The following is a 21406-nucleotide window of genomic DNA, read 5'->3' as shown; positions in this document are numbered from 1 at the left end:
GGCGACGATCACTCGTGATACTGCGCCGACAGCTCATGCACCGCGCGCAAGAAAGCGCCTGCGTGCTCCGGATCGACTTCCGGGGTAATGCCATGGCCGAGGTTGAACACGTGACCACTGCCCTTGCCGTAGCTGGCGAGGATCCGGCCGACTTCGGCGCGGATGGCTTCTGGCTTGGCGTAAAGCACGGTCGGGTCCATGTTGCCTTGCAGGGCGACTTTGTTGCCGACGCGTTGACGGGCCTCACCGATGTCGCAAGTCCAGTCCAGGCCTAGCGCATCAGCGCCGGCGTCGGCGATGCTTTCCAGCCACAGGCCGCCATTCTTGGTGAACAGGATGACCGGCACTTTGCGGCCTTCATGTTCGCGGATCAGGCCGCTGACGATTTTGCGCATGTAGGCCAGGGAGAATTCCTGGTACGCCGCCGCCGAGAGATTACCGCCCCAGGTGTCGAAGATCTGCACCGCTTGCGCGCCAGCCAGGATCTGGCCATTGAGGTACGAGGTGACCGACTGCGCAAGCTTGTCCAGCAGCAGGTGCATGGCTTGCGGGTTGTCGTAGAGCATGGCCTTGGTCTTGCGGAAGTCTTTCGACGAACCGCCTTCAACCATGTAGGTGGCCAGGGTCCATGGGCTGCCGGAAAAACCGATCAGCGGCACACGGCCGTTCAGTTCGCGGCGGATGGTGCTGACTGCGTCCATGACGTAGCCGAGGTCTTTCTGTGGATCAGGAATCGGCAACGCTTCGATGTCAGCCAAGGTGCTGACGACTTTCTTGAAGCGTGGACCTTCACCGGTCTCGAAGTACAGGCCCTGGCCCATGGCATCGGGGATGGTCAGGATGTCGGAGAAGAGGATCGCCGCGTCCAGTTGTGGATAGCGGTCGAGCGGTTGCATCGTGACTTCGCAAGCGAACGCCGGGTTCATGCACAGGCTCATGAAGTCACCGGCCTTGGCACGGCTGGCGCGGTATTCAGGCAGGTAGCGACCGGCCTGACGCATCATCCACACGGGGGTGACGTCTACGGGTTGCTTGAGCAGGGCGCGAAGGAAACGGTCGTTCTTCAGGGCAGTCATGTCGGCATCCGGAAAAAAAGTGCGGGCATTTTCTCAGAGCGCGACGCAAAAGGCACGGCAAGAGCCGATCCTTTTGTCTATCGGGTCAATTTGTCGCGGTGAAATGCAGACTTTGCAGCACCACAAAACACTGTAGGAGCCGGCTTGCTGGCGATTCAGACGACGCGATGTATCAGGTACACCGCGTTATCGTTCATCGCCAGCAAGCCGGCTCCTACAGGGTCAGGCGTCGATCAGACGCCCAGGTAATCCAGGATCCCTTCAGCGGCATTGCGGCCTTCGAAGATCGCCGTCACCACCAGGTCGGAACCGCGCACCATGTCACCACCGGCGAAGATTTTCGGGTTGCTGGTCTGGTGCTTGTACTGGCCTTGCTCCGGCGCCACGACGCGGCCCTGGCTGTCGGTCTGGATGCTGAACTGCTCGAACCACGACGCCGGGCTTGGACGGAAACCGAACGCGATGACCACGGCGTCGGCCGGGATGATCTCTTCGGAACCCGGGATCGGCTCGGGGCTGCGACGGCCACGGGCATCCGGCTCGCCGAGACGGGTCTCGACCACCTTCACGCCTTCGACACGGTCTTCACCGACGATTGCGATCGGCTGGCGGTTGTAGAGGAACTTCACGCCTTCTTCCTTGGCGTTCTTCACCTCTTTGCGCGAGCCCGGCATGTTCGCTTCGTCACGACGATAGGCACAGGTCACTGCCTTGGCGCCCTGACGGATCGAGGTACGGTTGCAGTCCATCGCCGTGTCACCGCCGCCCAGAACCACCACCTTCTTGCCTTTCATGTCGACGAAATCTTCCGGCGACTTTTCAAAGCCCAGGTTGCGGTTGACGTTGGCGATCAGGAAGTCCAGCGCGTCGTGCACGCCTGGCAGGTCCTCGCCGGCGAAGCCGCCCTTCATGTAGGTGTAGGTGCCCATGCCCATGAAGACCGCATCGAACTCTTCGAGCAGTTGTTCCATGGTCACGTCCTTGCCCACTTCGGTGTTCAGGCGGAACTCGATGCCCATGCCAGTGAAGACTTCGCGGCGATTGCTCAGCACGGTCTTTTCCAGCTTGAACTCAGGAATGCCGAAGGTCAGCAGACCGCCGATTTCCGGGTTCTTGTCGAACACCACCGGCGTCACGCCGCCACGCACCAGCACGTCGGCACAGCCCAGGCCCGCAGGGCCCGCACCGATTACCGCAACACGCTTGCCGGTCGGCTTGACCTTGGACATGTCCGGGCGCCAGCCCATGGCGAACGCGGTGTCAGTGATGTACTTCTCGACCGAACCGATGGTCACCGCACCGAAACCGTCGTTGAGGGTGCAGGCCCCCTCGCACAGACGATCCTGCGGGCACACCCGGCCGCAGACTTCCGGCAAGGTGTTGGTCTGGTGCGACAACTCGGCGGCCTGGAGGATGTTGCCCTCAGCCACCAATTTGAGCCAGTTGGGAATGAAGTTGTGCACCGGGCACTTCCATTCGCAATACGGGTTACCGCAGCCCAGGCAGCGGTGGGCCTGGTCGGCCGACTGCTGGGGTTTGAACGGTTCGTAGATTTCCACGAACTCTTTCTTGCGTTGACGCAACAGTTTCTTCTTCGGATCCTTGCGCCCGACATCGATGAACTGGAAGTCGTTATTCAGACGTTCAGCCATTGTTAAAACCTCATCAAACTCTTCAGGCGCATATCACTGCGGGTTGGCACGGGTGCTGGAAAGCAACGATTTCAGGTTGGCAGCCTTGGGCTTGACCAGCCAGAAACGACGCAGATAGTCATCGAGGTTTTCAGCGAGGTTACGACCCCACTCGCTGTCGGTTTCCTCGACGTATTCGTTCAGCACGCGTTGCAAGTGGCTGCGATAGGCTTCCATCGCCTCACCGCTGATCCGCTGGATTTCCACCAGTTCGTGGTTGACCCGGTCAACGAAGGTGTTGTCCTGGTCGAGCACGTAGGCGAAACCACCGGTCATGCCTGAGCCGAAGTTGTAACCGGTCTTGCCCAGAACGCAGACGAAACCACCGGTCATGTACTCGCAGCAGTGATCGCCTGTGCCTTCCACCACGGTGTGAGCACCGGAGTTACGCACTGCGAAACGCTCACCCGCGGTGCCAGCAGCGAACAGCTTGCCGCCAGTGGCGCCATACAGGCAGGTGTTACCGATGATGGCACTGTCCTGAGTCTTGTAGACGCTGCCTTTCGGCGGAACGATGACCAGTTTGCCGCCGGTCATGCCTTTGCCGACGTAGTCGTTGGCATCGCCTTCCAGGTACATGTTCAGGCCGCCAGCGTTCCACACGCCAAAGCTCTGACCCGCCGTGCCTTTGAAGCGGAAGGTGATCGGCGCGTTAGCCATGCCCTGGTTGCCGTGTTTGCGAGCGATTTCACCGGAGATCCGCGCGCCGATGGAACGGTCGCAGTTGCAGATATCCAGGGCGAAATCGGCACCGCTCAGGTCGTTGATTGCCGAGGTGGCCATGTCGACCATTTTCTCGGCCAGCAGGCCTTTGTCGAACGGCGGGTTGCGGTCGACCTGGCAGAATTGAGGCTTGTCTGCCGGGATGTGATCGCTGCCGAGCAACGGAGTCAGGTCCAGGTGGTTCTGCTTGGCGGTCTGGCCTTCGAGGACTTCCAGCAGATCGGTACGACCGATCAGCTCTTCGAGGGAGCGCACGCCCAGCTTGGCCAGCCACTCACGGGTTTCTTCGGCGACGTAGGTGAAGAAATTCACCACCATGTCGACGGTCCCGATGTAGTGATCCTTGCGCAGCTTCTCGTTCTGAGTCGCAACGCCGGTGGCGCAGTTGTTCAGGTGGCAGATGCGCAGGTATTTGCAGCCCAGGGCGATCATTGGCGCGGTGCCGAAGCCGAAGCTTTCAGCGCCGAGAATGGCTGCCTTGATCACGTCGAGGCCGGTTTTCAGGCCACCATCGGTTTGTACCCGGACTTTGCCGCGCAGGTCGTTGCCACGCAGGGTCTGGTGGGTTTCGGCCAGGCCGAGTTCCCACGGCGCACCCGCGTATTTGATCGAGGTCAGTGGTGATGCACCGGTGCCGCCGTCGTAGCCGGAGATGGTGATCAAGTCCGCGTAGGCCTTGGCCACACCGGCCGCGATGGTGCCGACGCCCGCTTCTGCCACCAGCTTCACCGAAACCAGCGCATTCGGGTTGACTTGTTTCAGGTCGAAAATCAGCTGCGACAAGTCTTCGATCGAATAGATGTCGTGGTGCGGCGGAGGCGAAATCAGGGTCACGCCCGGCACTGCGTAACGCAGCTTGGCGATCAGACCGTTGACCTTGCCGCCTGGCAACTGACCACCTTCGCCGGGCTTGGCACCCTGGGCGACTTTGATCTGCAGCACTTCGGCGTTGACCAGGTATTCCGGGGTCACGCCAAAGCGGCCAGTGGCGACTTGCTTGATTTTCGAGCTCTTGATGGTGCCGTAGCGCGCCGGGTCTTCGCCGCCTTCGCCGGAGTTCGAACGCGCACCGAGGCGGTTCATGGCTTCGGCCAGGGCTTCGTGGGCTTCCGGCGACAGGGCGCCCAGCGAAATACCAGCGGAGTCGAAGCGCTTGAGCACCGACTCCAGAGGCTCGACTTCGCTGATGTCCATCGGCGTGTCGAGGGTCTTGACCTTGAGCAGGTCGCGGATCATCGACACCGGGCGGTTATCCACCAGTGACGTGTATTCCTTGAACTTGCTGTAGTCGCCCTGCTGCACTGCGGCTTGCAAGGTGTTGACCACGTCAGGGTTGTAGGCGTGATATTCGCCACCGTGGACGAACTTCAGCAGACCGCCTTGCTGGATCGGCTTGCGCGGGCTCCAGGCTTCGGCCGCCAGGGCTTTCTGCTCGGCTTCGATGTCGACGAAGCGTGCACCCTTGATGCGGCTTGGCACACCACGGAAGCTCAGTTCGCAGACTTCTTCGGACAGACCGATGGCCTCGAACAGCTGCGCACCGCGATACGACGTGATGGTCGAGATGCCCATCTTCGACAGGATCTTGAGCAGGCCCTTGGTGATGCCTTTGCGGTAGTTCTTGAACACCTCATAGAGGTCGCCCAGCACTTCACCGGTGCGGATCAGGTCACCCAGCACTTCATAGGCCAGGAACGGGTAGACCGCCGAGGCGCCGAAACCGATCAGCACCGCGAAGTGGTGCGGATCACGAGCGGTCGCGGTTTCCACCAGAATGTTGGAGTCGCAACGCAGGCCTTTTTCGGTCAGGCGATGGTGCACGGCACCGGTCGCCAGCGAAGCGTGGATCGGCAGCTTGCCCGGAGCAATGTGACGGTCACTCAGTACGACCTGGGTGCGACCGGCGCGAACGGCTTCTTCAGCCTGATCGGCGACGTTACGCACCGCGGCTTCGAGACCGACGCTCTCGTCATAGTTGAGGTCGATGATCTGACGCTCGAAGCCTGGGCGATCGAGGTTCATCAGCGAGCGCCACTTGGCCGGAGAAATGACCGGCGAGCTGAGGATCACGCGCGAGGCGTGTTCCGGCGACTCCTGGAAGATGTTGCGCTCGGCACCGAGGCAGACTTCCAGCGACATGACGATGGCTTCGCGCAGCGGGTCGATCGGCGGGTTGGTGACCTGCGCGAACTGCTGACGGAAATAGTCGTACGGCGTGCGCACGCGCTGGGACAGCACGGCCATCGGCGTATCGTCACCCATCGAGCCGACGGCTTCGTAGCCTTGCTCGCCGAGCGGACGCAGCACCTGGTCGCGCTCTTCGAACGTGACCTGGTACATCTTCATGTATTGCTTGAGCTGGTCGACGTCGTAGAACGCTGATCCGTGGTCGTTGTCTTCCATGGTCGCCTGAATGCGCAGGGCATTCTTGCGCAGCCATTGCTTGTACGGATGACGGGACTTCAAGCGGTTGTCGATGGCGTCGGTGTCGAGGATCTGACCGGTTTCGGTGTCCACGGCAAAGATCTGGCCCGGGCCGACACGCCCCTTGGCGATCACGTCCTCAGGCTGGTAGTTCCAGACACCGATTTCCGAGGCCAGGGTGATGAAACCGTTCTTGGTGGTCACCCAACGCGCCGGCCGCAGGCCGTTACGGTCGAGCAGGCACACCGCGTAGCGACCGTCGGTCATTACCACGCCGGCCGGGCCGTCCCACGGTTCCATGTGCATCGAGTTGTATTCGTAGAACGCACGCAGATCCGGGTCCATGGTTTCGACGTTCTGCCACGCAGGCGGGATGATCATCCGCACGCCACGGAACAGGTCGATGCCACCGGTGACCATCAGCTCGAGCATGTTGTCCATGCTGGAGGAGTCGGAACCGACACGGTTCACCAGCGGGCCGAGTTCATCCAGATCCATCAGATCATTGGTGAACTTGGTGCGACGGGCCTGCGCCCAGTTGCGGTTGCCGGTGATGGTGTTGATTTCGCCGTTGTGGGCAAGGAAGCGGAACGGCTGCGCCAGCGGCCATTTCGGCAGCGTGTTGGTCGAAAAGCGCTGGTGGAACACGCAGATCGAAGTTTGCAGGCGCTGGTCGCTCAGGTCTGGATAGAAGGCGGTCAAGTCCGCCGGCATCATCAGGCCTTTGTAAATAATGGTCTTGTGGGAAAAGCTGCAGATGTAGTGATCGACATCGGCGGCGTTGGCCACGGACGAACGACGACGGGCGCTGAACAGCTTGATCGCCATGTCCTGATCGCTCAGGCCTTCACCACCGACGAACACTTGCTCGATCAGCGGCAGGCGCTCGAGGGCCAGGCGGCCGAGGACGCTGGTGTCGATCGGCACTTTGCGCCAGCCGACCAGGGTCAGGCCTTCGGCCAGGATTTCGCGGTTCATGTTCTCGCGAGCGGCTTCGGCTTTCACCGGATCCTGGTTGAAGAAGACCATGCCCACGGCATATTGCTTGGGCAGTTCGACGCCGAAGGTTTCCTGGGCGATGGCACGCAGGAACACATCCGGCTTTTGAATCAGCAGACCGCAACCGTCACCGGTCTTGCCGTCGGCGTTGATCCCACCGCGGTGGGTCATGCAGGTCAGGGCCTCAATGGCCGTTTGCAAAAGGGTATGACTGGGCTCGCCCTGCATATGGGCTATCAGGCCAAAACCGCAGTTATCCTTGAATTCATCTGGTTGGTACAGACCTGCTTTCATAGACACTTTCTCACCAGGCTGCCTCTTACCGAGGCAAATTTCTTTTCAATTCAACCAGTTACCATCCACGCCGAACGTACGCCAGCTTTGCGGGGCAAAAGGGAGGTCATTGTACACACCGACACAGAGGCTCACAAATTTGACGACGAAATGTCGCAAATCCATGTCGCATTTGTGAAAGGTTTAAAGCGATATGCTGTGCTAGTCAAAACTTTTTTAATTTTGACCGCAGCGACTCAAAGACTACTGTGACGCAGACACCACAAGGCACGCGGTCTATAGAGACAGCGCGCGCACTTGTAGAAATTTTGAGGTGCTTGGAGAGGCGGCCTGGGTAAGGCCGCCGAATCTTCAGCGAGTTGTTGCCAGTTCCTGTTGGACGCTGGCGACAGTGCGAGGCCAAGGTTTACCAGCCTGAACCTTCGCTGGCAAGGCCTTGATGGCAGTAACGGCTGCATCGCGGTTGGCGAAGCTACCGTAGGTGATGACGTAAAGCGGCTTGCCGTTGAGCACTTTCTTGAAATAACGGTACTCGCCGCCCTGCTCCTTGACGAAGTTTTGCGCGGTCGATTCGGAGCTGGTGCCAAGGATCTGCACTACATAGCTGCCCGGTGCCTGGCCTGCGTACCAGCTGCCACCAGCGGCTTTGGCCACGGTAGCTGGCTTCTCGGCGGGTTTGGCCACGACGGCCGGCTTGGCGGGCGCTGGAGCCGGTTTGGCAGCCGGTGCAGGCGCTGGCTTGGCCACAGGCGCGACAGGCTTGGCGGTCGCGACTTGAGTCGGCGCAGGCGTCGGCTTGGCAGCCGGTGTCGGCGCGGGCCCCGCTGGAACGCCTGCCGGTGGCGCAGTGGTGGTCACGGTCGGCGGTGTGGCGCTGGAGCCTTCGACCGGTACGCCATCATCGCCTTCGGTAATGCCTCCAGCCGCTTCGGCCAACGGACCACGCATCACTGGCTGCGAGTTACCGACCAACGGCAATGGCATCGGTTGCGTATTACCGGCGAACTCCACGGAGGGAGCGCCTGCACTGTTAGGTTTTGGCGTGCCCTGGCCCAGCGGCAGTTGTGCCTGTTCGTTGGCAGGCGCGCCGGTGGTCGGTGCTTTGTTGCGACCTGGCATCAACCAGGCGGCAGCTACCGCGACCACGACGACGGCGGAAATTGCCAATACGTGTTTCTTCGGCATGTTGAACCCCATACTTGGACGCTTGACCGCTGAGCGGCTGGCAATCATGGCTTCGATCATTGCATCGCGGGCGACCTGGTTGATGTTGCCAGGCCAACCGTCGGAGCTTTCGTGAATATCAGAGATCTGATCCGCGGTGAAAAGTTCGATTCCCCGGCCAGCACCTTCAAGACGCTGATCCAGATATTCGCGGGTTTCTTCTTCGGTGTAGGGCTGCAATTCGATGACGTGAAAACGCTCTTCCTCGAGGCTCAGCGCATCAAGTTGAGCAATCAGCGAGGACTCACCGAACAGGAATACATGCGGACGACCTTCCGGCGCGCCGGCAGCCAGGGCCAACAAGGCTTCCAGTGCAGACTCGTCGAGTTGCTCGGCGTCATCCACCAGCAAATAGACTTCCTGCCCCGTGAGCGCAAGCTGCACCACTTGAGCCAGGATCGCACCGATCTCGGCCTGAGCAACGTCCAGCGCCTGAGCCACTTGATTCAGCACGCCAGCGGCATCGCCGGCGCCACGGGCGGAAACCACCACGCTCTGCACTGACTGTTTGTTGGTGCTGGCTACCAGGGCCTGACGCAACAGGGTTTTGCCGCTGCCTTGCGGACCGGTGACCACCAGCAGCAACTGGCTGTAGCGAGCCAGGTGGTGCAACTGGCCCAGCACCGGCTTGCGCTGGGCCGGGAAGAATTTGAAGCCAGGCACCCGTGGAGCGAAAGGGTCATGACTTAACTGGTAATGGCCGAGGAAAGCCTCGTCGGCATGCAAACTAGTCATCGGGATCTTATTAACCTTTAAGCTGAGCCAGGGCGCGGTAATCCGCTCCCAGCGTGGCCTGTAAAACCTCTTTCGGATAATCGTCGGTCACCACCGCTTCGCCCATGTGGCGCAGCAGCACCAGGCGCAAACGACCGTCGATCACTTTCTTGTCAATTGCCATGTGTTCGAGAAAATCTGCTTCGGTCATCTCTTCCGGCGGGATGACCGGCAGGCCGGCGCGCTGGAACAGGCGAATACCGCGATTACGCTCCTCTTCGCTGATCCAGCCCAGCCGCGCGGACATTTCCAGAGCCATCACGGTGCCAGCAGCGACTGCTTCACCATGCAACCAGACACCATAGCCCATATGGGTTTCGATCGCGTGGCCGAAGGTATGCCCCAGGTTCAACGTGGCACGCACGCCGGTCTCTTTCTCGTCGGCACCCACCACTGCCGCCTTGGCCGCACAGGAACGTTCGATAGCGTAAGTCAGGGCGGCCTGGTCCAGGGCGCGCAGGCGATCGACGTTTTCTTCGAGCCAGGTCAGGAATGGCTCGTCACAGATCAGCCCGTACTTGATGACTTCCGCCAGCCCGGCAGACAGTTCGCGGGCCGGCAGTGTGTTGAGGGTGGCGGTATCGATCAGCACCACATTGGGCTGATAGAAGGCGCCGACCATGTTCTTGCCCAGCGGATGATTGATCCCGGTCTTGCCGCCCACCGAGGAATCGACTTGCGACAGCAACGTGGTCGGCACCTGGATGAAATCGACGCCCCGCTGGTAGCAGGCCGCGGCAAAACCGGCCATGTCACCGATCACGCCGCCACCGAGGGCAATCACCGTGGTGCGACGGTCGTGCCGAGCGGTCAGCAGGCCATCGAAAATCAGTTGCAGGGTTTCCCAGGTCTTGAAGGCTTCGCCATCGGGCAGCACCACGGAAATGACCGAGAACTGCACCAGACTGCGGGTCAGACGCTCGAGGTAGAGCGGCGCGACGGTCTCGTTGGAGATGATCGCCACCTGCCGCCCGCGGATATGCGGGGCCAGCAGCTCAGGCTTATCCAACAAACCTTCGCCAATATGAATCGGGTAGCTGCGCTCGCCTAGATCGACCTTGAGTGTCTGCATGTGTCCCCACAGTGAAGATGGAATCAGGCGTCCTGCCTTGAGTTTACGAATTCCATGGCGTCTGCTGGTGTGACGCCGTCCGGTAGTCATCCGCCACAACCTTGAGCGGCTGCGACAGGACGCCGAGGATAGCGCATTTCGCCCCGTGCATTAACGGGGCGGCAGCTGCTGCAAGCGTTCGAGAATATCGAGCACCACCATCCGCGGTGGCCGCTCATCGGTTTCCACCACCAGGTCGGCGATTTCCCGATACAGCGGGTCACGGATCGCAAGCAAGTCCCGCAGGGTCTTGGCCGGATCGGCGGTACGCAGCAGTGGCCGATTGCGATCGCGAGCCGTTCGGCCCACTTGCTGCTCGACAGACGCGTGCAGATAGACCACCCGACCACCGGCGTGCAGCGCCCGACGATTGGCCTCGCGCATTACCGCTCCGCCACCGGTCGCCAACACCACGCCGTCGGACGCGCACAGCTCGGCAATCATCGCCTGCTCGCGGTCACGAAAGCCCGGTTCGCCTTCTTTATCGAAAATCCACGGGATATTGGCGCCCGTGCGCAATTCAATTTCCTTATCGGAATCTTTGAACGGCAGGCGCAGCTCTTTGGCCAGCAACCGGCCGATGGTGCTTTTTCCAGCCCCCATCGGTCCAACAAGAATCAAATTTCGCACAGAATCAATGACTCACAGCAATCGCCTGATTGTTCATGATACGCGGAGTGAGAAATACCAGCAGCTCGGATTTTTTCTCCGAAACCACGTCACGCCGGAAAAGGCGGCCAAGATACGGCACATCACCGAGAAATGGCACCTTATCTACAACCTTGCTCTGAGTATTTGAGAAAACCCCACCAATCACGATGGTCTCGCCGTCGTTGACCAATACCTTGGCGTTGACCTCGTTTTTCTTGATCGGCGGTACATCCTGCACTTTGTTCAGGTAGTCCGGTTCGTCCTTGGTGACCTTGACCTCCATGATGATGCGGTTGTCCGGGGTGATCTGCGGTGTCACTTCCAGGGACAGCGAAGCCTCCTTGAACGACACTGAAGTGGCACCGCTGGAGCTGGCTTCCTGATAGGGGATTTCGGTGCCCTTGAGGATTTTCGCGGTTTCCTTGTCTGACGTGACCACCTTGGGCTGCGAGACGATTTCCCCGTTGCCGGTTTTTTCCATGGCCGTCAGCTCAAGGTCCAGCAGCACATTGTCGGTAATGAAGGCGATGCCGATCCCCGAGGTGTTGGAGGAAGTCCCAAGATCGACGAACGGCGAGTTGGTGCTGGTGCTGCCCGGCGTGCCGACGGTGGTCGAAGAGCCGTTGACCCCGGAGCCGTTCCAATTACCCTTCTGCACCGAACCGCCCCAGCGCACGCCGAGGCTTTTGTCGTAATCGACGTTGGCTTCAACGATGCGCGCCTCGATCATCACCTGACGCACTGGAATATCCAGCTGCGCAACGATGCGACGCAGCTCGTCGAGGCGGTCCTGGGTCTGGTAGGCAATGATGTTGTTGGTCCGCTCATCGACAGTGATTGAACCGCGCTCGTCGACTTTCGCCTCGGCGCTGGTCACCGACTGGAACAGCTTGGCGATATCGGCAGCCTTGGCGTAGTTGACCTGCAACAGCTCGCGACGCAGAGGCGCCAGTTCGGCGATTTGTTTCTGCGACTCCAGCTCCTGACGCTCCCGGGCGGCGATTTCATCGGCCGGCGCCACCAGCAACACATTGCCAATTTTGCGCTTATCCAGGCCTTTGGTTTTCAACACCAGGTCCAGCGCCTGATCCCACGGTACATTCTGCAGGCGCAACGTGATGCCGCCCTGCACCGTATCACTGGCCACCAGATTGAGGTTGGTGAAATCGGCGATCAATTGCAGCACCGAGCGCACATCGATGTCCTGGAAATTCAACGAGAGCTTTTCGCCGCTGTAGGCAAAACGTTCGGCGTTGCGTTTTTGCAAGTCATCGACAGTCATCGGCCGGATGCTGATGGTCAGTTTGTTATCGGTCTGGTAGGTCGAATAATCGAAGGCGCCGCTGGGCTCGATGCTGATGATGGCCCGGTCGCCCGTGGCGCTGGCGTTGACGAACTGCACCGGGGTAGCGAAATCCTTGACGTCGAGACGGACGCGCAACCGCTCAGGCAATTGGGTTTTGGTGAAGCCGACGATGATCTTGCCATCGCGTTCCTGAATGTCCGGGGCGATGGACGGATCCGACAGATCGATAACCACGTTGCCTTCACCCTGGGTGCCACGCTGGAAATCCACGCCACGAATAGCCTTGCCCACGGGAGCACTGGCTCTGGCGGGTGCGGGTACCGCCGTGGCCGCGCGTGGTGCGCTGGCAATCGGTTTGGACGCCTTGTTACCGGGCGCCTGCCCGACGACCACGAACAGGTTGTTGCCTTCGACGCGTGCGTTATACGGAGTCAGTTGAGTCAGACCGATGATCAGCCGCGTGCGGTCCTTGGCTTCCACCACCGTGGCGCTGCGGGCATTGCCGCCGCCCAGGTCACGACTCTTGTTCGCCAGCTGACTGGTAACTCCCGGCAAATCCAGCGCAATCCGCGCAGGCTGCTCAGTCGTATAGCCATGAGGCTGCGGTGGCGGCCCGTCGAACGACAACTTCAGCTCGACACGGTCACCAGGCAGCGCGGCGACATCCAGCGCTTTGAGGTTGGCCGCCTGTACCAACGGCGACAGAAACGCTATCCATAGCGAAATACCGAAGGTTGAGAAAATCCTGTTCATTGTTCGAGTTCCACTATGAGTGCTCTTTCAAAGGGATGGTCCGCGGCCGCTCCAGCCAGGCGCCTTCGCCATCGGGAACGATTTCGACCACATCGACTTGCGAAGCGCTGATGGCGACGATCCGTCCATCATTACGTCCCAGGTAATCGCCGACTTTCAGCCGATGCACACCGCCCGCCCCACGCAGCAGCGCAAAGGAGCCGGAGGCATTGGAGATTGTGCCGACCATTTCAAATTGTTCGATGTTGAAGCCTTCGAGGTACTGCTTGACCCGGTTGGGGTCGGGCTTGACGTTGCGCGAGCCGTGCTTCTGGCCAGCCAGATCGACTCTGACCTGCCGGGAGAACGGGCTGCGCAGGTTGGCAGCGCTGTAGGTGAATGTCGGATAAGACTGGAATGTCGGCGTTGGTTCAATCTTGCCGGGCGCTCGCAGGCGCACTTCGTTCAGGTAGGCGTCGATGTCGCTGAAACCATTGTCACCGCCACAACCGGCCAGGACGACCAGACACATCACCATCGACAGGCAACGAATCGGGTTCATTTCTGCAACCCCTTGTCGTTGTAGCGGTAGGTCTTGGCAAGGATGCTCATGCGCAACTTCGGACCGCCTTCGGGATTGGCCGGCACCAAGTCGAAATCATGCAGGGTGACGATCCGCGGCAACCCCGCCACGCCGCTGACGAAAGTGGCCAGGTCGTGATAGGCGCCGGTGACGGTGATCTGGATAGGGAGTTCGATGTAGAACTGCTGGGTGACCTCCGGCAGCAGCTTGATCTCTTCGAACTCCAGGCCACTGCCCAGGCCGGTGCGGGTGATGTCCTCCAGCAGGCCGGGCACTTCGGTGTCGCTGGGCAATTGCCGTAATAGCATGCCGAAGGAGTTCTCCATTTCCTTCATCTGCTGGGTATACAGCTCAAGATTGGCCGCCATGTGGGCTTTGGTCGCAAACTGCTCCTTGAGCGTCGACTCCTCCTCACGCTTGAGTTCCAGGTGGCTTTCCAGGTCGCTGATCAGGAAGCTATAGCCCAGAGCCATCACCAGCACCATCAGCAGAACACTCGCAAGAACCTTGATCGCCCTTGGCCAGGAACCCATGTTGTTGGTGTCCAGATCGCTGATGTCGATCTGGCGCAACCCTTCGAGCCATTCGGACAGCCTCATTTAGCCACCCCCACAATCGCCGGCTGAGTCTGACGGACGGTCAACTGAAAAATATTGGCCTGATCCAGCTGACCGGCGGTGGTCGCTTTGACTTCCGTGAGATTGGGCGCATCAAACCAGTCGGATGCATCTAGATTGCGCATCAAATCCGAAACACGATTGTTGGACTCCGCCGCGCCGGTGATGGACAAGGTCTTGCCGACCATTTTCACTTCGGTGAAATACACGCCGTCCGGCAAGGTGCGCGCCAACTGATCGAAGATCCTCCCGCTGATCGGCCGGTTGCCTTGCAGGTCCTGGATGATGCGCATGCGCTCGACGAGCTGCTGGCGACGAGCCTTCAGATCGCTGATCTGTTTGATCCGTTCGTCGACCACGGCAATCTGCTTGGCGATGTAATCGTTACGCGCGACTTGTTGATCAATGGCGCTGTTAATGACCTGGTCCGTGATCAGCAGTGCCCCCACCGACCCTGCCAGCACACCGGCCAACGCCAGCAAAAAGCGTTTGCGCCGCGCTTCGCGCAACTCTTCACGCCAGGGTAAAAGATTGATCCGTGCCATCAGTCGAAACTCCTGAGGGCCAGCCCGCAGGCGATCATCAGTGCCGGCGCATCGCTCGCCAGGGCACTGGCGTTGACCCTGCTGCTCAGGGTCATGTCGGAGAATGGGTTAGCGACCTGGGTCGGCGTACCCAGACGCTGCTCGATCAACCGATCCAGCCCTGGGACCGAGGCAGTGCCGCCGGCCAGGAGAATGTGATCGACCGAGCTGTATTGGCCGGAGGCAAAGAAAAACTGCAATGAGCGCGATACTTGTTGCACCAACGCATCCCGAAACGGCTGCAAGACCTCACTGACGTAATCGTCCGGCAAACCACCCTGTTTCTTCGCCAACCCAGCCTGCTCGACCGTCAGGCCATAACGGCGCTGGATTTCTTCCGTCAGTTGTCGGCCGCCGAACAATTGTTCGCGGGTGTAGATGATCCGCCCATTATTCAACACGCTCAGGGTGGTCATGGTGGCGCCGATATCGACTACCGCCACGGTCAGATGCTCCTGAGAGGCGGCCAGCTGGGTTGCCAGCAAGCCGAACGCTCGCTCCAGGGCATAGGCTTCGACATCGACTACTCGCGCGGTCAGCCCGGCCAGGGCCAGGGCCGCTTCACGAACCTCGACGTTTTCCTTGCGACAGGCGGCCAGCAGCACATTGACCCGCTCGGGGTTGCGCACTGACGCGCCTTGCACTTCAAAGTCGATCGCCACTTCATCCAGCGGATACGGGATGTACTGATCGGCCTCGATCTTCAGCTGGTTTTCCATCTCGTCGTCGGAAAGACCGGCGTCCATCTCGATGGTCTTGGTGATCACCGCCGAGCCGGCGACCGCTACGGCGACGTTCCTCTGGCTGGTTTTGGCCTTGAGCAGCACGCGCGCAAGGGCCTGCCCCACGCCTTCGAGCTCGGCAATATTTTTTTCGACCACGGCACTGGCGGGCAGCGGCTCGACCGCATAGGCCTCGACCCGATAACGGTCGCCTTGGCGGCTTAACTCCAACAGCTTCACCGACGTAGAGCTGATGTCGATCCCCAGAAGCGCATTGGTTTTTTTATTGAAGAGTCCTAGCACTACCAATTCCCTATGACTATCCGTGAGTTACGGACTCTGTAATATCCATTGCGTTCAATACCCCCCGTCTTGACAGAAGCGCAAATGACGCTCCCTGCGGAAAAATGCTTATAATGCCGAGCGTTTTTCCGCTTTCACTGCAAGCGCGGGTCATTCTCTTTATAGCCTGAACCCTGATGCCTAATTCATTCTTTGCCCTGGATATCCAAAAGCCTTGATTCGTCTGCTGAAATTCTTCGGTTGGTCCATCGTCGCCGTTTTCTGCGGACTGCTCCTGGGTCTGAGCGGCGCCTTTCTTTACCTTAGCCCTGGATTGCCATCTGTGGAGGCGCTGAGAAGCATTCAGTTGCAGATTCCTTTGCGGGTGTACAGCAGCGACAACAAGTTGATCGCAGAATTTGGCGAAATGCGCCGTACGCCGATCCGTTTCGCCGACATTCCCCCCAATTTCATTAATGCGTTACTAAGTGCTGAAGACGACAATTTCGCCAACCACTACGGCGTCGATCCCAGCAGCCTGATGCGTGCCGCCACCCAGCTGGTAAAGAGCGGACACATTCAGTCCGGCGGCAGCACCATCACCATGCAGGTGGCGAAGAACTTCTTCCTGAGCAGCGAACGCAGCTTCTCGCGCAAAACCACCGAAATCCTCCTGGCCCTGCAGATCGAACGGCAGCTGACCAAGGACGAAATCCTCGAGCTGTACGTCAACAAGATTTATCTGGGCAACCGCGCCTATGGCATCGAGGCAGCGGCGCAGGTCTATTACGGCAAGTCGATTCGTGACGTCAGCCTGGCGCAGATGGCGATGATCGCCGGTCTGCCAAAAGCCCCGTCGCGCTTCAACCCGCTGGCCAACCCGGCCCGCAGCAAGGAGCGTCGCGACTGGATCCTGGGGCGCATGTACAAGCTCGGCAAGATCACCGAAGCCGACTACACCGCGGCGATCAACGAACCGCTGAACGCCAGCTATCACGTGCCGACTCCGGAAGTGAACGCACCGTACGTCGCCGAAATGGCCCGCGCCGAAATGGTCGGTCGCTATGGCAGCGATGCGTACACCGAAGGTTTCCGCGTCACCACCACGGTGCCTAGCGATTTGCAGGAAATGGCCAACAGCGCGGTTCACGAAGGCTTGATGACCTACGATCAACGGCACGGTTATCGCGGCCCCGAGTCACGCCTGCCGGGTAAAACCCGAGAGGCCTGGACCCAGGAACTGACCAAGCAGCGGACCATCAGCAGCCTGGAGCCGGCGATCGTGACCCAGGTCGACAAGAACGGCGTGCAGGTGCTGACCCGCACCGGCGAAGAACACGTTGCCTGGGACACCATGAAGTGGGCCCGTCCGTTCCTGAACACCAACAGCATGGGCGCCAATCCGAAGCAGCCGTCGGACGTCGCGCAGGTCGGCGATCTGATTCGCGTACAACGTCAGCCGGACAATTCGCTCAAATTCAGCCAGATTCCGCAGGCCCAGGGCGCACTGGTGTCCCTCGATCCGCAGAACGGTGCCATTCGTTCCCTGGTCGGCGGTTTTGCCTTCGAGCAGAGCAACTACAACCGCGCCATGCAGGCCAAGCGCCAGCCAGGTTCGAGCTTCAAGCCGTTCGTCTATAGTGCCGCCCTGGATAACGGCTACACCGCCGCCAGCCTGGTGAACGACGCACCGATCGTGTTCGTCGACGAGTACCTGGACAAGGTCTGGCGCCCGAAGAACGACACCAACACCTTCCTCGGCCCTATCCGCATGCGTGAAGCGCTCTACAAGTCGCGCAACCTGGTATCGATCCGCCTGCTGCAAGCGCTGGGCGTCGACCGCACCATCGACTACATCAGCAAGTTCGGCTTCAACAAGCAGGACCTGCCACGCAACCTGTCCCTGGCATTGGGCACCGCGACCCTGACGCCAATGGAAATCGCCACTGGCTGGAGCACCTTCGCCAACGGCGGCTACAAGATTTCCCCGTATATCATCGACAAGATTGAAAGCCGCAACGGCGACACACTGTTCGTTGCCAACCCGCCGAGCGTTCCGAAAGGCAACGTAGTCAGCGACGGCATCGCCGTGCCGGCCGCCAATACCTTCACCGTCAACGCCATCCCAGGCGAAGCGCCGGGCGCCCAGCCAGTGTCACAAACGCCAGCGGTGGCCGAACGTATCATCGATGGTCGCACCACCTACATCCTCAACAGCATGCTTGAGGACGTGATCAAACTCGGTACTGGCCGTCGTGCGCTGGCCTTGGGCCGCAGTGACATTGCGGGCAAGACCGGCACCACCAACGAATCCAAGGACGCCTGGTTCTCCGGCTACAACGCCGATTACGTGACCACCGTCTGGACCGGCTTCGACCAACCGGAAAGCCTGGGTAAACGCGAGTTCGGCGGCACCGTCGCCCTGCCGATCTGGATGAACTACATGGGCGCTGCCCTCAAAGGCAAGCCAGCCCATACCCAGCCGGAACCTGAAGGCATCCTTAGCCTGCGGGTCGACCCGGTCAGCGGTCGTGCAGCCACCCCAAGCACGCCAGGCGCCTACTTTGAGCTGTTCAAGGCCGAAGATACGCCACCGTCGGTGAACGAGCTGGGTAACGGCAATGTGCCGGGCAGCCCGCTACCAGCGGACGAAGCGGCGCCGATCGATTTGTTCTGATCGCCGCAACACCAAAAAGCCCCGCCTTCGAAAGAAGTGCGGGGCTTTTTATTGCCTGCCTGCAAACCACTCAGATACAAAAAAGCCCCGACTCAGAATGAGCCGGGGCCTTTGGTTGAAGCGCTACAACGGCTTAGCCGTTGAACACGTCATCCACGCTTTTCAGCGGGTAGTTCTTCGGATACGGCAGGGTCGCCACACCGGTCTCGATTGCAGCCTTGGCCACGGCATCGGAGATCAGGGTGATCAGACGGGCATCCATTGGTTTCGGGATGATGTACTCACGACCGAATTCCAGCTTGATGCCGCCGTAGGCATCGCACACTTCCTGAGGCACTGGCAGCTTGGCCAGTTCACGCAGGGCGTTGGCAGCAGCCACTTTCATTTCTTCGTTGATGCGCTTGGCGCGAACGTCCAGGGCACCACGGAAGATGAACGGGAAGCCCAGTACGTTGTTGACCTGGTTCGGGTAGTCCGAACGGCCGGTGGCCATGATCACATCGTTGCGAGTGGCGTGCGCCAGTTCCGGGGAGATTTCCGGATCCGGGTTCGAGCATGCGAACACGATCGGGTTGGCCGCCATGGATTTCAGGCCTTCAGCGCTCAGCAGGTTCGGGCCGGACAAGCCAACAAACACGTCGGCGCCTTCCAGTGCGTCAGCCAGGGTGCGCTTGTCGGTCGCGTGAGCGAAGACGGCCTTGTACTGGTTCAGGTCATCACGGCCGGAGTGGATCACACCGGTACGGTCAACCATGTAGATGTTTTCGATGTTGGCGCCCATGCTCACCAGCAATTTCATGCAGGAGATGGCGGCAGCACCGGCGCCCAGGCAGACGATCTTGGCTTCCGGCAGGGTTTTACCGGCGATTTCCAGGGCGTTGATCATGCCGGCAGCGGTCACGATCGCGGTACCGTGCTGGTCATCGTGGAATACCGGAATGTCGCACTGCTCGATCAGAGCGCGTTCGATTTCAAAGCACTCAGGTGCCTTGATGTCTTCCAGGTTGATGCCACCGAAGGTGATGGAGATACGCTTGACGGTGTCGATGAAGGCTTGCGGGCTTTCGGAGTCGACTTCGATGTCGAACACGTCGATGCCGGCGAAGCGCTTGAACAGAACACCTTTACCTTCCATCACCGGCTTGGAAGCCAATGGACCGAGGTTACCCAGGCCCAGAATCGCGGTGCCATCGGAAATGACTGCAACCAGGTTGCCTTTGCCGGTGTATTTGTAGGCCAGTTCAGGATCGCGGGCGATTTCGCGTACTGGTTCGGCTACGCCGGGGCTGTAGGCCAGCGACAGGTCGCGGGCGGTAGCAGTGGCCTTGGTGAGCTCGACACTCAGCTTCCCTGGACGAGGATTGGCGTGATATTCGAGAGCGGCAGTTTTCAAATCAGACATGTGGGCATTCCGCTTTTTACTGTTGGACAGACGGACCGCCGAGGATACTCGTGTCGCAAAGTCCCCACAAGACTGACCAGTCACCCCTGTCAAGCGCCCTGCCCTACGACTTTGGGCCAAGAGCCACGGAATACAAGGGATGGACTGTTCACAATCTACAGAATAAATGTCTACAATTTTTCTTGCGGCGCGACCTGCAACATCGCCGGATCGGTCAGCGGCAAAAGCCAGCGTGCCTGCCCGGGCTTCAGCCCGCCACGGCGCGAACGATCCACGACCCAGCCACGAGCCTCGATTTGCTTGCCTTTGAGCTTCTCAAGCGACGCGTCATCGAATTGCCCCAGCAAATTGGGTGCAACCCGCAATACAACTGAATCCTGCAACTCGATCCAAACCCCGCCGCGATTGCGCTGAACCTTGCTCACACGACCACTAAGCACGGCGAAGCCGGACGCGTTGATCTGCTCCGCTTTCAGTACAGGTGACTGTCGCCACAGCCCGAGACCGGCCTGACGAGCACTGCGTTCCGCCGCCTGCTGGCAGCCGACCAAATCGACGTTCGGCGCTACCGCGACCTGAAAACCGAGACCTTCAGCAAGCATCTGCGCTTCGAGGTTGGCGCCATCGACGCTGTAGACATGGGCCAGCGTGCGGCCGTAATGGTCCTTGCCTTCTTTACCCGGCAGCAGACCGACCCGCCCGTCGCTGGCGGCCACCAGGGCTTCCAGGCGTTTGCGCGCGGCCTCGGCGAACGGCTCGTCGGAACGACCCTGCTTGCCCAGCTCCGGCGTGTTCAAACCGATCATGCGCACACTGCGCCCATCGCTCAGACGCAAGGTGTCGCCATCCACCACCCGCTGGACTGCGACCGGCGTCAGCCCGCTCGGCGCCGGGCAGAAGGCCTGGGCAGCGGAAAACCAAATCGCAGACATAAAAAAGGCGCCCGCGAGGGACGCCTTTTTCATCAGCATGGAAAAACCGTAACGGCTTCCCAAGTTGATCGGCCTTAGGCCTTTTTCGCGCCGAAAGCACCGAAACGGTCTGCGAAACGCTGAACGCGGCCGCCAGTGTCCAGAGTCTTTTGCTTACCGGTGTAGAACGGGTGGCATTCGTTGCAAACGTCGATCGCCAGGGCTTTGCCGTAGGTCGAACGGGTTTCGAACTTGTTGCCGCAGCTGCAGGTAACAGCAACTGCTGGGTATTCTGGATGGATATCAGCTTTCATGGTGTCTTCCTCAGGCTAGCGTGCCGCCACCCAACACTATTGTTGAATACCGCACGTAATTAGGCCGCGGATTCTACCAGACCTTTGCAAACACGCAAGCTGTCGTGGGTGCCCTCCATCAGGAAAGACTGTTCAATGTTGACGGCGTCTTTTAACGCCATGCTGCGTTGCTACTCCTCCCCATAGCGCGCTATGAGTCGTCGTAGCGCCTTGCCTGGCATTAAAATCCACTCGTCAACACTTGAACGCTTTCCTGATGGAGGACACAAATCCGACCGTCTGCTAGGCTCCCGGCCTTCTTCATCACCC

Annotated in this window: 15 protein-coding genes; 1 reads left to right on the top strand and 14 read right to left on the bottom strand. The window is 60.0% G+C overall.

Features of this window, described 5'->3' with window-relative positions:
- Positions 1-8: 8 nt before the first annotated feature.
- The 11 genes from hemE to LOY28_RS01920 form a co-directional block, all read right to left on the bottom strand.
- A complete protein-coding gene (gene hemE, locus LOY28_RS01970; RefSeq protein ID WP_018928609.1) occupies positions 9-1076 on the bottom strand; it encodes a uroporphyrinogen decarboxylase in 1068 nt (355 codons plus the stop codon).
- A gap of 233 nt (positions 1077-1309) precedes the next feature.
- On the bottom strand, positions 1310-2728 hold the full coding sequence (locus tag LOY28_RS01965) for an FAD-dependent oxidoreductase (RefSeq protein ID WP_007936832.1): 1419 nt from the start codon (positions 2726-2728) through the stop codon (positions 1310-1312).
- Positions 2729-2761: 33 nt separating this feature from the next.
- Positions 2762-7207, bottom strand: coding sequence for a glutamate synthase large subunit (gltB, locus tag LOY28_RS01960; protein WP_026286612.1), 4446 nt, complete (start codon positions 7205-7207; stop codon positions 2762-2764).
- A gap of 351 nt (positions 7208-7558) precedes the next feature.
- Positions 7559-9166 (bottom strand): AAA family ATPase, encoded by a 1608-nt coding sequence (locus tag LOY28_RS01955; RefSeq protein ID WP_018928612.1) that lies wholly within the window; start codon positions 9164-9166, stop codon positions 7559-7561.
- 10 nt (positions 9167-9176) lie between these two features.
- Entirely contained in the window at positions 9177-10277 is a 1101-nt protein-coding gene (gene aroB, locus LOY28_RS01950) for a 3-dehydroquinate synthase (protein WP_258612987.1), read from the bottom strand.
- A gap of 150 nt (positions 10278-10427) precedes the next feature.
- Positions 10428-10946: a shikimate kinase AroK gene (gene aroK / locus LOY28_RS01945; RefSeq protein WP_019581860.1), complete on the bottom strand. Its 519-nt coding sequence runs from the start codon at positions 10944-10946 to the stop codon at positions 10428-10430.
- Positions 10947-10950: 4 nt separating this feature from the next.
- The gene (pilQ, locus tag LOY28_RS01940; protein WP_018928614.1) at positions 10951-13026 is read right to left on the bottom strand and encodes a type IV pilus secretin PilQ; all 2076 of its coding nucleotides are present in this window, start codon (positions 13024-13026) and stop codon (positions 10951-10953) included.
- A 13-nt stretch (positions 13027-13039) separates the two neighbouring features.
- Entirely contained in the window at positions 13040-13567 is a 528-nt protein-coding gene (locus LOY28_RS01935) for a pilus assembly protein PilP (RefSeq protein WP_018928615.1), read from the bottom strand.
- Positions 13564-14187, bottom strand: coding sequence for a type 4a pilus biogenesis protein PilO (gene pilO, locus LOY28_RS01930; RefSeq protein WP_018928616.1), 624 nt, complete (start codon positions 14185-14187; stop codon positions 13564-13566). Before pilO ends, LOY28_RS01935 begins: the two co-directional genes overlap by 4 nt.
- The gene (locus LOY28_RS01925; protein ID WP_018928617.1) at positions 14184-14750 is read right to left on the bottom strand and encodes a PilN domain-containing protein; all 567 of its coding nucleotides are present in this window, start codon (positions 14748-14750) and stop codon (positions 14184-14186) included. Before LOY28_RS01925 ends, pilO begins: the two co-directional genes overlap by 4 nt.
- Entirely contained in the window at positions 14750-15814 is a 1065-nt protein-coding gene (locus LOY28_RS01920; RefSeq protein ID WP_018928618.1) for a pilus assembly protein PilM, read from the bottom strand. The genes LOY28_RS01925 and LOY28_RS01920 overlap by 1 nt, the downstream gene beginning before the upstream one ends.
- A 214-nt stretch (positions 15815-16028) precedes the next feature.
- On the opposite strand from LOY28_RS01920, the gene LOY28_RS01915 reads away from it, so the two are divergent.
- Positions 16029-18470: a penicillin-binding protein 1A gene (locus LOY28_RS01915; RefSeq protein WP_018928619.1), complete on the top strand. Its 2442-nt coding sequence runs from the start codon at positions 16029-16031 to the stop codon at positions 18468-18470.
- Between the two features lie 133 nt (positions 18471-18603).
- Here the strand turns inward: LOY28_RS01915 and LOY28_RS01910 are convergent, their stop codons facing one another.
- The 3 genes from LOY28_RS01910 to rpmE all read right to left on the bottom strand — a co-directional run bounded on the left by LOY28_RS01910 (position 18604) and on the right by rpmE (position 21097).
- Positions 18604-19872, bottom strand: coding sequence for a malic enzyme-like NAD(P)-binding protein (locus LOY28_RS01910; protein ID WP_018929144.1), 1269 nt, complete (start codon positions 19870-19872; stop codon positions 18604-18606).
- Between the two features lie 170 nt (positions 19873-20042).
- On the bottom strand, positions 20043-20843 hold the full coding sequence (locus tag LOY28_RS01905) for a thermonuclease family protein (protein WP_258612986.1): 801 nt from the start codon (positions 20841-20843) through the stop codon (positions 20043-20045).
- Positions 20844-20878: 35 nt separating this feature from the next.
- A complete protein-coding gene (gene rpmE, locus LOY28_RS01900) occupies positions 20879-21097 on the bottom strand; it encodes a 50S ribosomal protein L31 (protein WP_018929146.1) in 219 nt (72 codons plus the stop codon).
- Between the last annotated feature and the right edge of the window lie 309 nt (positions 21098-21406).

The sequence above is a fragment of the Pseudomonas sp. B21-017 genome (genome assembly GCF_024749245.1).
Lineage (GTDB): Bacteria > Pseudomonadota > Gammaproteobacteria > Pseudomonadales > Pseudomonadaceae > Aquipseudomonas.
This window is presented reverse-complemented; position numbering and strand designations above follow the sequence as displayed.